Source organism: Streptomyces sp. Act143 (assembly GCF_003143935.1).
Classification (GTDB): Bacteria; Actinomycetota; Actinomycetes; order Streptomycetales; family Streptomycetaceae; genus Streptomyces.
Genome location: NZ_QFRX01000001.1, coordinates 8,928,322 through 8,940,488 on the forward strand (window position 1 = coordinate 8,928,322; position 12,167 = coordinate 8,940,488).

Annotated in this window: 13 protein-coding genes and 1 riboswitch; of the genes, 10 read left to right on the top strand and 3 right to left on the bottom strand. The window is 71.8% G+C overall.

From position 1 onward, the window contains the following. Positions 1-24: 24 nt before the first annotated feature. Complete coding sequence (locus DI272_RS40815; protein WP_109500191.1) at positions 25-1,155, top strand: glycoside hydrolase family 6 protein; 1,131 nt, start codon at positions 25-27, stop codon at positions 1,153-1,155. On the opposite strand, the gene DI272_RS40820 is transcribed toward DI272_RS40815, so the two are convergent. Continuing rightward, on the bottom strand, positions 1,134-2,513 hold the full coding sequence (locus tag DI272_RS40820) for a uracil-xanthine permease family protein (protein WP_109500192.1): 1,380 nt from the start codon (positions 2,511-2,513) through the stop codon (positions 1,134-1,136). The two genes, DI272_RS40815 and DI272_RS40820, sit on opposite strands and share 22 nt — an antisense overlap. 145 nt (positions 2,514-2,658) lie before the next feature. Here DI272_RS40820 and DI272_RS40825 point away from each other — a divergent pair, with 145 nt between their 5' ends. Next, positions 2,659-3,117, top strand: coding sequence for a thioesterase family protein (locus tag DI272_RS40825; RefSeq protein ID WP_109500193.1), 459 nt, complete (start codon positions 2,659-2,661; stop codon positions 3,115-3,117). A gap of 205 nt (positions 3,118-3,322) precedes the next feature. Here the strand turns inward: DI272_RS40825 and DI272_RS40830 are convergent, their stop codons facing one another. Further along, positions 3,323-4,534, bottom strand: coding sequence for an MFS transporter (locus DI272_RS40830; RefSeq protein WP_109500194.1), 1,212 nt, complete (start codon positions 4,532-4,534; stop codon positions 3,323-3,325). Between the two features lie 124 nt (positions 4,535-4,658). Here DI272_RS40830 and DI272_RS40835 point away from each other — a divergent pair, with 124 nt between their 5' ends. Continuing rightward, positions 4,659-5,846 (top strand): ROK family transcriptional regulator, encoded by a 1,188-nt coding sequence (locus tag DI272_RS40835; protein WP_109500195.1) that lies wholly within the window; start codon positions 4,659-4,661, stop codon positions 5,844-5,846. 70 nt (positions 5,847-5,916) lie between these two features. Here the strand turns inward: DI272_RS40835 and DI272_RS40840 are convergent, their stop codons facing one another. Next, positions 5,917-6,669 carry an SDR family oxidoreductase gene (locus DI272_RS40840; RefSeq protein WP_109500196.1) on the bottom strand — a complete coding sequence of 251 codons (753 nt, stop codon included), beginning with the start codon at positions 6,667-6,669 and terminating at the stop codon, positions 5,917-5,919. Positions 6,670-6,953: 284 nt separating this feature from the next. Then, a riboswitch (FMN riboswitch) is annotated at positions 6,954-7,084 on the top strand. 146 nt (positions 7,085-7,230) lie between these two features. On the opposite strand from DI272_RS40840, the gene DI272_RS40845 reads away from it, so the two are divergent. From DI272_RS40845 to DI272_RS40875, 7 genes are read left to right on the top strand one after another with little or no spacing between them, the layout of a single operon-like run. After that, positions 7,231-7,836 (top strand): riboflavin synthase, encoded by a 606-nt coding sequence (locus tag DI272_RS40845; protein WP_109500197.1) that lies wholly within the window; start codon positions 7,231-7,233, stop codon positions 7,834-7,836. Beyond that, positions 7,833-8,474: a nicotinamide mononucleotide transporter family protein gene (locus tag DI272_RS40850; RefSeq protein WP_109500198.1), complete on the top strand. Its 642-nt coding sequence runs from the start codon at positions 7,833-7,835 to the stop codon at positions 8,472-8,474. The genes DI272_RS40845 and DI272_RS40850 overlap by 4 nt, the downstream gene beginning before the upstream one ends. Next, a complete protein-coding gene (locus tag DI272_RS40855; RefSeq protein ID WP_109500199.1) occupies positions 8,471-9,796 on the top strand; it encodes a bifunctional 3,4-dihydroxy-2-butanone-4-phosphate synthase/GTP cyclohydrolase II in 1,326 nt (441 codons plus the stop codon). The genes DI272_RS40850 and DI272_RS40855 overlap by 4 nt, the downstream gene beginning before the upstream one ends. Positions 9,797-9,850: 54 nt before the next feature. Further along, positions 9,851-10,336 (top strand): 6,7-dimethyl-8-ribityllumazine synthase, encoded by a 486-nt coding sequence (gene ribH / locus DI272_RS40860; protein WP_109500200.1) that lies wholly within the window; start codon positions 9,851-9,853, stop codon positions 10,334-10,336. A gap of 34 nt (positions 10,337-10,370) precedes the next feature. After that, positions 10,371-10,643 (top strand): phosphoribosyl-ATP diphosphatase, encoded by a 273-nt coding sequence (locus DI272_RS40865; protein ID WP_030946750.1) that lies wholly within the window; start codon positions 10,371-10,373, stop codon positions 10,641-10,643. Positions 10,644-10,689: 46 nt separating this feature from the next. Then, positions 10,690-11,547 carry an ATP phosphoribosyltransferase gene (hisG, locus tag DI272_RS40870; RefSeq protein ID WP_109500201.1) on the top strand — a complete coding sequence of 286 codons (858 nt, stop codon included), beginning with the start codon at positions 10,690-10,692 and terminating at the stop codon, positions 11,545-11,547. A gap of 14 nt (positions 11,548-11,561) precedes the next feature. Continuing rightward, entirely contained in the window at positions 11,562-12,005 is a 444-nt protein-coding gene (locus tag DI272_RS40875; RefSeq protein WP_109500202.1) for a PH domain-containing protein, read from the top strand. Positions 12,006-12,167: the final 162 nt, after the last annotated feature.

A 12,167-nucleotide genomic window follows, 5' to 3' on the forward strand; every position in this document is an offset into this window, starting at 1 on the left:
CGGCGTGCCGCGCGCCGCAACGGCATGGCCGCGGCGGCCTCCGTCGTGGTCGCCGTCGGCACCGCGACCGGGATGGTGTCCGCACTGGACGACGGACGCGGTTCGGACGAGGCCCGCCCCGAGGTGACGGAGTCGCCGGTCCTGGACATCCGGCCGCCCGCACCGTCGCCGTCCCCCTCGGCCACCAAGTCGGCCTCCGCGTCGGCCGTTCCGAAGAAGAAGCCGAGCCCCACGCCCTCGCCGGCCAGGACGAGGACCGAGACCGGGAAGCAGCAGCCGACGACCGTGTCCGCCCGCCTCTACCGCCATCCCGACTCCCAGGTGCTCGACTGGGTCCGTGCCAACCCGGGGGACCCTCGCCGCGACGTCATAGCGTCCCGGATCGCCGGCCAGCCGGCGGCCGTGTGGTTCGCCGAGTACGCGCCCGACACCGTCACCGCCCGGGTCAGGACCGTCACCGCGGGCGCCGCGGCCCAGGGCCGGGTGCCGGTCGTCGTGGCGTACACGATCCCGGACCGCGACTGCGGAGGGGCCTCCCAGGGCGGGGCGCCGGACCTGGACGCCTACGACGCGTGGATCGACCGGTTCGCCGCCGGGCTCGGCTCCGGCGAGGTCGTGGTGATCCTGGAGCCCGACTCGATCGCCCAGTCGGAGTGTCTGTCCGGCGGTCAACGCGCTGACCGGTTCGCCTCGTTGGCCCGCGCGGGCCGCGTCCTGAAGGCCGCGAACCCCGAGGCGCGGGTCTACTACGACGCCGGCCACTCCGGCTGGCACCCGGCGGCCAAGCAGGCGGACCTGCTGCGGCAGGCGGGCGCCGGCTCGGCCGGGTCCTCCGACGGGATCTTCAGCAACGTCTCCAACTTCCACCGCACCGCCGACGAGATCGCCTACGACCGCCAGGTCCTCGCGGCGCTCGGCGGCCCCGCAGGCCTCGGCGCCGTCATCGACACCAGCCGCAACGGCAACGGCGCCCCCGCCGACGGCGAGTGGTGCGACCCGGACGGCCGCAAGCTGGGCCGGACGCCGACCCTGGACACCGGCGAGGCCCGCATCGACGGCTACCTGTGGGTGAAGCTGCCGGGGGAGTCGGACGGGTGCAAGGGGGCACCGGGGACGTTCACACCGTCGTACGCCTACGACTTGGCCTCGTCGTAGGAAGAGGTTCCCTCGTCCAGCAGCGGCTTCTGCTCCTTCAGATGGGCCGGTGCGAAGGCCCGCAGCGCGTGGTAGCCCGTGATGACGACGACCGTGCCCAGCGCGATCCCGCTCAGCGAGAAGGTGTCGGTGAACTTCATGGTGACGTTCCCGACGCCGATGATGATGCCCGCCGCGGCCGGCACCAGGTTGAGCGGATTGCGCAGGTCCACCTCGGAGTTGATCCAGATCTGCGCGCCGAGCAGGCCGATCATGCCGTACAGGATGACGGTGATGCCGCCGAGGACCCCGCCCGGGATCGCGGCGACGACCGCGCCGAACTTGGGGCACAGGCCGAACAGGAGCGCGAAACCGGCGGCGGCCCAGTAGGCGGCGGTCGAGTAGACGCGGGTCGCGGCCATCACGCCGATGTTCTCGGAGTACGTGGTGTTGGGCGGGCCGCCCAGCGCGGTCGACAGCATCGAGCCGACGCCGTCCGCCGAGATCGCCGTACCGAGCTTGTCGTCCAGCGGGTCGCCGGTCATCTCGCCGACCGCCTTCACATGCCCGGCGTTCTCCGCGACCAGTGCGATGACGACCGGCAGCGCGACCAGGATCGCCGACCACTGGAAGGACGGGCCGTGGAAGTCGGGCAGCCCGACCCAGTCGGCCCGGCCGACCCCGGAGAGGTCCAGCCGCCAGTGGTCGGTGAGCTTGCCGCTCGCGTCCACCGAGTGGATGCGGCCGAAGATCCGGTCGAAGGCCCAGGAGATGCCGTACCCGAAGACCAGGCCGAGGAAGATCGCGATCCGGGACCAGAAACCACGCAGGCAGACGACCGCCAGACCGGTGAACAGCATCACCAGCAGGGCCGTCCACTGGTCCTGCGGCCAGTACGTACTGGCCGTCACCGGGGCCAGGTTGAAGCCGATCAGCATGACCACCGCACCGGTGACGATCGGCGGCATCGCGGCATGGATGATCCGCGCGCCGAAGCGCTGGACGGCGACACCGACGACGAACAGCGCGACGCCGACCACGAACACCGCGCCCGTCACCGTGGCGCTGGTGCCGCCCTGGGCGCGGATCACGGCCGCGACGCCCACGAAGGACAGCGAGCAGCCGAGGTAGCTGGGCACCCGGCCGCGCGTGGCGAGCAGGAAGATCACGGTCGCCACGCCGGACATCATGATGGCGAGGTTGGGGTCCAGGCCCATCAGTACGGGGGCCACGAAGGACGCCCCGAACATCGCCACCACGTGCTGGGCGCCGAGTCCGACCGTGCGCGGCCAGCTCAGCCGCTCGTCGGGGCGGACCACCGCGCCGGGCGCCGGGGTGCGTCCGTCGCCGTGCAGTTTCCAGCGGACGCCAAGATCCATGGTGCGGTTTCGCTTTCCTCGTACGTGCGGATGTCCGGACCATTGTCAGGGAGATCCGCCCAGGTCACCGCCCCGGGGGCCGTTGCGAGGTGAGCGTCCGCTTAGTATGACCGGGTATCTGCCGTACGTCCCAGGAGCATCACCCGTGACCGCCGAAGCCCCGACCGCCCCCGCCCTCTCCTACGGCCGGCTGATCCCCGTCACCGTCCACTTCGACGACCTGGACGCCCTCGGGCTGCTGCACAACGCCCGCTACCCGCTCAAGGTCGAGCAGGCATGGACCGAGTTGTGGCAGGAGTACGGCATCCACTTCGAGGGCGACTGGGCGGCGGCCGGGGACGCCTGCAACGCGGTCAAGGAACTGCGGATCTCCTACGAGGCGCCGGTGACGAGGACGGGTGTCTACGCCGTCCACCTGTGGCTGGAGCGGCTCGGCACCACCGGGCTGACCTATGGCTTCCGCTTCTGCTCGCGGGACGGCGCCACGACCTACGCGCAGGGCACGCGTGTGCTCGTCCGGCTGGACTCGCAGACGCTGCGCCCCGCGCCATGGAGCGACCGCTTCAGGTCCGCGGGCAGCGAGCTCCTGCGCGCCGAGGGCTGATCGCGTCGGACCCGCGGGCCGCCTCCTCTTGCGTGCCGGGGGCTGATCGCGTCGGACCCGCGGGCCGCCTCCTCTTGCGTGCCGGGGGCTGATCGCGTCGGACCCGCGGGCCGCCCGCTCCAGCGTGCCGAGGGCTGATCGCGCCGGAGGCTGATTAGGTCAGGCCCGCGAGCCGCTGGTTCCTGCGTGCCGAGGGCTGATTGCGTCAGGCCCGCGGGTCGGGCGCCGGTACCGTCGGACGGTTCTGCTTGGGGCGGTCGCGGTCTCCCGCCCGCAGCACGTTCGCGAAGGCCACCAGCCCGCTCGCCAGGACCGTGACCAGGACGAACGACACCAGCAGGCTGGTCGCCTGGGCGATGGTGCCGATCGCGCTCGGCGCGACCAGCCCCGAGGTGTAGGTGATCGTCGCGACGCCCGCGATGGCGAGGCTCGGGTTCGAGCCGCTGCGGCCCGCGGCGGCGAAGCACAGCGGCACGACCACCGCGATCCCCAGCCCCATCAGCGCGAACCCGGTCATCGCCATGGCCGGGTTCCGGGCGGCGACGATCAGCAGCCCGCCGAGCACGGCGAGGACCCCGCTCGCCCGGACCGTCCGCACCGACCCGTACCGGTCGACGATCCGGTCGCCGGCGAGGCGCGCGATCGCCATCGTCAGGGTGAAGCCGGTGGTGCACGCCGCCGCGAGCCCCGCCGAGGTCTCCAGCTGGTCCCGCAGATAGACCGCGGACCAGTCCAGGCTCGCGCCCTCCGCGAAGACCGCGCAGAAGCCGACGGCACCGATGAGCAGCGCCGACTTGGGCGGCAGGGCGAAGCGCGGCGGCGGCTCCTCGTCCTCGGCGGGCTGGAGGTCCAGCACCCAGCGGCAGGCCAGCAGGCCGAGGCAGGTGAGGACGGCCGCCGCCAGGGTGTGGTGCAGTCGCGCGTCCGAGCCCAGGTGGGCGGCGAGCGTGCCGGCCGCGGAGCCGATCAGCGTGCCCACGCTCCACATGCCGTGCAGGCTGGACATGATCGACCGGCCGAGCCGGTTCTCGACCTCCACGCCGAGCGCGTTCATCGCCACGTCCGCCATGCCCGCCGTGGCGCCGTACACGAACAGGGCGAGACACAGGGCCCACAGGTTCGGGGAGAGCGCCGGCAGGACCAGGGACAGCGTCCACAGGGAGATCAGACCGCGCAGGGCGTTCCGGGCGCCGAAGCGGTGGCTGACGCGGCCCGCCAGCGGCATGGCCACGGACGCGCCGAGCGCGGGGAAGGCCAGCGCCAGACCGAGCTGACCGGCGCTCACCGAGGCGTGGTCCTGGATCCACGGCACGCGGGTGGCGAACGATCCGGTGACGGCGCCGTGCACGGCGAAGACGGCGGCCACGGCGTACCGGGCACGCCTCACCTGCCCCTGGTCGTACAGCACGTCACTCATACTCTCCCGCCCCTTCGCGGCCTGTGGACCCCATCGGCGACGTAAACTATCAGGGACCCTGCCTGATAGATAGGGCAGCACAGGCCGCCCCAGGTGGCGGTGCCGATCTGGAAGGATCCCCGGCATGCCCGCATCCCCCAGCACCGCCCGGGCCATCAACGACCGGCTCGCCCTGCGTCTGCTCCAGCAGGAAGGCCCGTTGACGGCAGGGCAGTTGAAGCAGCTCACCGGCCTGTCCCGGCCGACGGTCGCCGACCTCGTCGAGCGCCTCACCGCGGCCGGTCTGATCGAGGTCGCCGGGGAGTCGGGCGAGCAGCGCCGCGGGCCCAACGCGAAGCTGTACGGCATCGTCGCCCACCGGGCCCACCTGGCCGCCCTGGACGTCCGCACCGAGGGCGTCTCGGTCGTCGTCTCGGATCTGCTGGGCCGGGTCCTGGCCGAGTCGGCGGCCCCCATCGCGGGGGACATCGGCACCGGACCCGCGGTCGAGCAGGCGGTGGCCCTGGTGGAGCGGGCCGCCAAGGAGGCCGGGGCCGACCGCCTGCACACCGTCGGCATCGGCGCCCCCGGCCTCATCGACCCCGCCACCGGCGAACTCCGCAACTCCACGGGCCTGCCCGAGTGGCACCGCCGCCTGATCGCCGCGCTCCAGGAACGCCTCCCGGAGGCCCGGGTCCACGTCGAGAACGAGACGAACCTGGCGGCCCTGGCCGAACAACGGGACGGCGCGGCACAGGACCGGGACACCTTCGTCCTGCTCTGGCTCGGCCACGGCACGGGCGCGGCGGTGGTCCTGGACGGCGCCCTGCGCCGGGGCGCGTCCGGCGGCACGGGCGAGATCGGCTTCCTGCCGGTGCCGGGGACGGACGGGCTGCCCTCGGCGACGGGGTGCGAGGGCGGGTTCCACTCGCTGGCGGGGTCGGCGGCGATCGCGGAGTTGGCGGGGCAGTACGGCGTGGTGGCGGCGGCGATCGGGGACGAGCCGGTCGCCGCCGCGCTGGTGAGGGCGGCGGCGGCAGCCGCGGCCACACCCTTCCTGGACACCCTCGCCGACCGGCTCGCCGTGGGGGTCTCCTCGGTGGTGGCCGTCCTGGACCCCGGCTGCGTGGTGCTGGGCGGCGAGGTGGGTCAGGCGGGTGGGGCGGAACTGGCAGCGAGCGTCGAGGAACGGGTCCGCCGCATGTCGCCACTGCCGACGGAGGTGCGGTCAAGTGCCCTGGGCGGCGCGGCAGTACTGCGGGGCGCGCTGCTGACGGCACGGGAGCGCGCCCAGGAGGACCTGTTCAGCCCGCCAGGGCGCCAAGGCTCTTGAGGGGCGCGGGGCCGTATCGATGTGCGGCTCCGCCGCGTGGGCGCGACCAGCCCCCGCCGGCCCGCACCATTCACACCACCCGGCCGGCGAACCGCCGAGCCAGATACTCCTCGAACGTCCCCTTCCCGACAGCCCGCTCCGCCGCCAGATGCCCGCCCGCCCGGAACTCCCGATAAGCCTTCCCGGCCAGCCGCACGTTGATCACCCGCCGCCGACGCCCCGTCGCCTTCAGATAGGCCCGCGCCAACTCCTCGAACGACCGCACCTCGGGGCCGCCCATGTCGGCCACCCGCCCCGCGGGCTCCCCGGCCGCCAACTCGGCCAGCCGCCCCGCGACTTCGGCCACCTCGACCGGCTGGTCGGACACCCCGGCCGGCAACACCATCACGGGCACCCGGGACACCGCGTTGAAGAACATCACCAGCAGATCGTGGAACTGCGTCGCGCGCAGCACGGTCCACGGCAGCCCCGACTCCTCGATCTGCTTCTCCACGGCGAGCTTGGCCCGGTAGTAGGGGAACGGCACCCGGTCGACGCCGACGATCGAGATGTAGACGAGGTGGCCCACCCCCGCCCGTCGCGCCGCCGCGACGAGCTGGGCCGCCGCCTTCTCGTCCCCGCCCGTCTGCGTCGTCGCGCAGTGCACGATCGTGTCCACGCCGCTGACCGCCGCGTCCAGCGCTGCGCCCCCCTCGCGAAGATCGACGGCGTACGGCTGGGAGTGCCGGCTGAGCACCCGCACCTCGTGCCCGTCCGCCCGCAACCGCTCGGTGACGAGCCGGCCGAGGGTGCCGGTGCCGCCGGTCACCAGGATCGTGGTCATGCTGTTCAGCCCCTTTGTGCGACCTGGTCGCTCCCGGACGGAACGACCTCTGTCTGCTGGGACGCGGGCACCCCTCGGAAATGTGACATGTGAGGGCCCGGCGGCGGGCAAGGGCCGTCGTCACCGCCGCCGGGCCGGTCCGCGGTGATCCACAAAGGACTAGACCAGAGAGTCCTACAGTGGGGCCGAGTTGAGAAGTCCAGTCACGGCACCTGTGAGCCACTCCACACAGCTCACCCGTATGGACCACGATCGGCCGTGGCACACTGGCTCTGTACCAGAAGCAGCGCACTCCGGGGTCGGTGAAAGTCCGAACCGGCGGTTACAGTCCGCGACCCGACCGCTTCCAGCGGCCGGTTGACCAGGTGAAATTCCTGGACCGACGGTTAAAGTCCGGATGGGAGGCAGTGCGCGGCGGGCGGGCATTCGTGCGCGCCGCCGTAAGTGTTCGTCCTCGTGGACGACTCTGTCCGGCGTCGTTCCCGGTGTCCCTGCTCGCTCTTTCTGTCGTCATCGACAGCCCCGGAGTCCGTGCCCGAATGAGGCAGGAGGACCCGGGAAGTGTTCACCGGAATCGTCGAAGAGCTGGGTGAGGTCACCGCCGTCGAGAATCTCGGCGACGCCTCCCGCTTCCGGCTGCGCGGCCCCGTCGTCACCGACGGCGCGAAGCACGGCGACTCCATCGCCGTGAACGGGGTCTGTCTCACCGTCGTCGAGCACGAGGGCGACGAGTTCACCGCCGACGTCATGGCGGAGACCCTCAACCGTTCCAGCCTCGGCGCCCTCACCGTCGGCTCCCGCGTCAACCTGGAGCGCCCCACCGCCGTGGGCGCCCGGCTCGGCGGCCACATCGTGCAGGGCCACGTGGACGGCACGGGCCAGGTGCTGGAGCGCAAGCCCTCCGAGAACTGGGAGATCGTGAAGGTCTCCCTCCCCGCGGACCTCGCGCGCTATGTCGTGGAGAAGGGCTCCATCACCGTCGACGGCATCAGCCTCACCGTCGTCGACGCCGGCCCCGACTACTTCACGGTCAGCCTCATCCCCACCACCCTCGACCTGACCACGCTCGGCCACAAGCAGCCCGGCGACCCGGTCAACCTCGAGGTGGACGTCGTCGCCAAGTACGTCGAGCGGCTGCTCGCGAGCACGCAGGGAGCGGGGCAGTGAACTCGCTGAACACCGAGGCCTTCACCCTCTTCGACCAGCACATCCTCTGGTCGGACATGATCGGCAACATCTTCGGCCTCATCGCCCTTGCCCTCGGCTGGCGCCGCTCCATCTGGAGCTGGCCCGTCCAGTTCCTGGCCGGCCTGATCCTCTTCGGTGCCTTCTACGGCCATCTGACCGGCAGCGCCGGCAAGCAGGCGATCGTCATGGTCGTCGCGCTGTACGGCTGGTGGCAGTGGAACCGCGACAAGGCGCAGGGCGCCGACGGCCACATCGCCCCCCGCTTCGCCACCTGGCGCGAGCGCGGCGCGATGATCGCCGCCGCGGCCGTCGGCACGGTCGCCGTCGCCCTGCTTTTCAAGGCCTACCCCAGCCTGTCCTGGGACCCCTGGCCCGACGCCTACATCTTCGTCGGCACCGTCGTCGCGATGTACGCCCAGGCCCGCGGCATGGTCGAGTTCTGGATCGCCTGGCTCCTGGTCGACCTCGTCGGCGTCCCCCTCAACTTCGCCAACGGCTACGCCTTCTCCGGCTTCGTCTACGTCATCTACGGCGCGCTCGTCCTGTGGGGCATGCGCGACTGGTGGCTGCGCTCCCGCTCGGCCGCGCGGCCCGCTCTGGAAGGAGCGCCGGCATGAGTACGGCAACGATCCTCTACAGCACGGACGGCATCGAGGACTTCGCGCTCGACCCCGTCGAGCAGGCCATCGCCGACATCGCGGCCGGCCGCCCGATCGTCGTCGTCGACGACGAGGACCGCGAGAACGAGGGCGACCTCGTCGTCGCGGCCGAGAAGGTCACCCCCGAGATCGTGGCCTTCATGATGAGCGAGTGCCGCGGTCTGATCTGCGCCCCCATGGAGGGCGAGGAGCTGGACCGGCTCCGGCTCCCGCAGATGGTCGACGACAACACCGAGCAGATGAAGACGGCGTTCACCGTCTCCGTCGACGCCTCCGGCGCCCACGGCGTGACCACCGGCATCTCCGCCGCCGACCGCGCCACCACGCTCCAGCTGCTGGCGAGCGGCGACGCCGAGCCCACCGACTTCGTCCGCCCCGGCCATGTCTTCCCGCTGCGCGCCCAGCCCGGCGGCGTGCTGGTGCGCAACGGTCACACCGAGGCGGCCGTCGACCTCGCCCGCCTCGCGGGCCTGCGCCCGGCCGGAGCGATCGTCGAGATCGCCGGCGAGGACGGGCGGATGCTGCGCCTGCCCGAGCTGATCCCGTTCGCCCGCAAGCACGGCCTGACGATCATCTCCATCGAGGACCTGATCGCCTACCGCCGCTCCGCCGAGCCCACCGTCCGCCGCGAGGCCGAGGTCCAGCTCCCCACCTCGCACGGCGAGTTCACCGCGTACGGCTACCGCTCCACCGTCGACGGCGTCGAGCACGTCGCCCTCGTCCACGGCGAGATCGGCGACGGCGCGGACGTCCTGGTCCGCGTCCACTCCGAATGCCTCACCGGTGACGTCTTCGGCTCGGCCCGCTGCGACTGCGGCCCCCAGCTCGACGCCTCCCTGGACCGCATCCAGGCCGAGGGCCGGGGCGTGGTGGTCTACCTGCGCGGCCACGAGGGGCGCGGCATCGGCCTGCTGTCCAAGCTGCGGGCGTACGAGCTCCAGGAGCGCGGCCGTGACACCCTCGACGCCAACCTGGAGCTCGGCCTGCCCGCCGACGCCCGGGACTACGGGGCGGGCGCCCAGATCCTCAAGGACCTCGGCGTGCGCAGCGTCCGTCTCATGACCAACAACCCCGACAAGACCGACGCCCTCGTGCGCCACGGCATCGAGGTCACCGGCCGGGAGCCGATGCCCGTGCAGGCCGGCGAGCACAACCTCCGCTACCTGCGCACCAAGCGGGACCGGATGGGCCACGACCTGCCCTGGCTGGACCCGGCCCCCGAGGCCACCGAAGCCCCCGTGGCCCGGGTGTCGGCCGTCTCGGCCTGCAACAACCAGTAGCAGCGTCACCAGCACTTACAGCGTCAGAACACACTTACTAGGAGACCTGAGAACGTGAGCGGCAAGGGTGCACCGGAGCTGTCCGTACGCAATGTGGGTGACCTGCGGGTCGCCGTCATCGCGGCGCAGTGGCACGAGAAGGTGATGGACGGACTGGTCGACGGCGCCCTGCGCGCCCTGCACGACCTGGGCATCGACGAGCCGACCCTGCTCCGGGTCCCCGGCAGCTGGGAGCTCCCGGTCGTCGCCAAGGCGCTGGCCGGGCGGGGCTACGACGCGATCGTCGCCCTCGGTGTCGTGATCCGCGGCGGCACGCCCCACTTCGACTACGTGTGCCAGGGCGTCACCCAGGGCCTCACCCAGGTCTCGGTGGACACCGGCGTCCCCGTCGGCATGGGCGTGCTCACCTGCGACACCGAGGAGCAGGCCCTGGACCGGGCCGGCCTGGAGGGCTCCAACGAGGACAAGGGGCACGAGGCGGTGACGGCGGCGGTGGCGACCGCGGCCATCCTCCGCTCAGTATCTGAACCGTGGCGCTGAGCTGTGCGGGCTGTGGCATAGGCTGAGCGTCACCATGTCCAATAAGACGTTCGAGGAGCTCTTCACCGAGCTCCAGCACAAGGCCGCACACGGCGACCCCGCCACCTCCCGCACCGCGGAACTGGTCGGCAAGGGCGTCCATGCCATCGGCAAGAAGGTCGTCGAGGAAGCCGCCGAAGTCTGGATGGCCGCCGAGTACGAGGGCAAGGAGGCGGCTGCCGAGGAGATCTCGCAGCTGCTGTACCACGTCCAGGTGATGATGGTCGCCCGCGGCATCTCGCTGGACGACGTCTACGCCCACCTCTGAGCCGCACCAGCCCACCCCACACCTCTCACGTAAGGAAGCCGACCTCATGCTGCGCATCGCCGTCCCCAACAAGGGTTCCCTGTCAGGCCCTGCGGCGGAGATGCTGCATGAGGCCGGCTACCAGCAGCGCCGCGAGTCCAAGGAACTGCGGATCGTCGACCCGGAGAACGAGGTGGAGTTCTTCTACCTCCGCCCCCGCGACATCGCGATCTACGTCTCCTCCGGCCGCCTCGACATCGGCATCACCGGCCGCGACCTGCTCATCGACTCCGGCGCCAGGGCCGAGGAGATCCTCCCGCTCGGCTTCGCCCGCTCCACCTTCCGCTTCGCCGCCAAGCCCGGCACCGCGAACAGCGTCCAGGACCTCAAGGGCAAGACGGTCGCCACCTCCTACGAGGGCATCGTCGAGGGCCACCTCGCCGACAACGGCGTCGACGCCTCCGTCGTCCACCTCGACGGCGCCGTCGAGACCGCCATCGAGCTCGGCGTCGCCGAGGTCATCGCGGACGTCGTCGAGACCGGCACCTCGCTGCGCAACGCGGGCCTGGAGGTCTTCGGCGAGCCGATCATGAAGTCCGAGGCGGTCGTGATCCGCCGCACCGACGCGGACACCTCCGCCGAGAACGAGCCCAAGGTGCAGCAGTTCCTGCGCCGCCTCCAGGGCGTCCTCGTGGCCCGGACCTACGTGATGATGGACTACGACTGCCGCGTCGAGCAGCTGGAGAAGGCCGTCGCCCTCACCCCCGGCCTGGAGTCCCCGACCGTCTCCCCGCTGCACAACGAGGGCTGGGTCGCCGTCCGTGCGATGGTCCCCGCCAAGGAGGCGCAGCGGATCATGGACGACCTGTACGACATCGGTGCGCGGGCCATCCTGACGACGGCCATCCACGCCTGCCGCCTCTGAGGGACCGCCCAGCCATGTCCGACGTTCCCGCCCTCCCCGTCACCTTCCGCCCCGGCCGCACCCGGGCCGTGCTGCTCTCCGCAGGCGTCGCGATCTTCGCCACGATCACGGCGATCGCGCTGCTCCTGGAGAAGCTCGGCCCCGGTGAGCGGCTCAGCTTCATCCTCACCGCGGCCCTCATCTTCGGTGTGCTGGCCATGCTCGCCCGCGTGCGGGTGGTCGCCGACGACGCCGGTGTCACCGTGGTGAACATCGCCTCCCGGCGCCGCCTGGAGTGGGCCGAGATCATCCAGGTGAACCTCCGCCCCGGCGACCCGTGGGTGTTCCTCAACCTCAGCGACGGCACCAGCCTGCCCGCCCTGGGCATCCAGCCCGGCATCGCCAAGCAGCAGGCCATCGCCGACGCGCGGGCCCTGCGGGCGCTGGTGGAGGCCCGCGGCACAAGGGATCTGCCGTAGAGGCCCCTGTCTTGATTAATCTGGTGGCGGAGGCGTTTTCGTCGCGCCTCCGCCGCTGACGTCCGAACCGGCCCTCAGCGGCCCGACTGCTACCCGAGGAGTGATTCCCTCCAGCGATGGACGGATCGTCCTGTAGTACCTGCGCCGCCCCCTCCCGACATA

Bases quoted from the DNA above. Each gene is read 5' to 3' on its own strand.
- DI272_RS40815 (WP_109500191.1), top strand. From the start codon at position 25: ATGGCCGCGGCGGCCTCCGTCGTGGTCGCCGTCGGCACCGCGACCGGG.
- DI272_RS40820 (WP_109500192.1), bottom strand. From the start codon at position 2,513: ATGGATCTTGGCGTCCGCTGGAAACTGCACGGCGACGGACGCACCCCG.
- DI272_RS40830 (WP_109500194.1), bottom strand. From the start codon at position 4,534: ATGAGTGACGTGCTGTACGACCAGGGGCAGGTGAGGCGTGCCCGGTAC.
- DI272_RS40835 (WP_109500195.1), top strand. From the start codon at position 4,659: ATGCCCGCATCCCCCAGCACCGCCCGGGCCATCAACGACCGGCTCGCC.
- DI272_RS40840 (WP_109500196.1), bottom strand. From the start codon at position 6,669: ATGACCACGATCCTGGTGACCGGCGGCACCGGCACCCTCGGCCGGCTC.
- DI272_RS40855 (WP_109500199.1), top strand. From the start codon at position 8,471: ATGAGTACGGCAACGATCCTCTACAGCACGGACGGCATCGAGGACTTC.
- DI272_RS40865 (WP_030946750.1), top strand. From the start codon at position 10,371: ATGTCCAATAAGACGTTCGAGGAGCTCTTCACCGAGCTCCAGCACAAG.
- hisG (WP_109500201.1), top strand. From the start codon at position 10,690: ATGCTGCGCATCGCCGTCCCCAACAAGGGTTCCCTGTCAGGCCCTGCG.
- DI272_RS40875 (WP_109500202.1), top strand. From the start codon at position 11,562: ATGTCCGACGTTCCCGCCCTCCCCGTCACCTTCCGCCCCGGCCGCACC.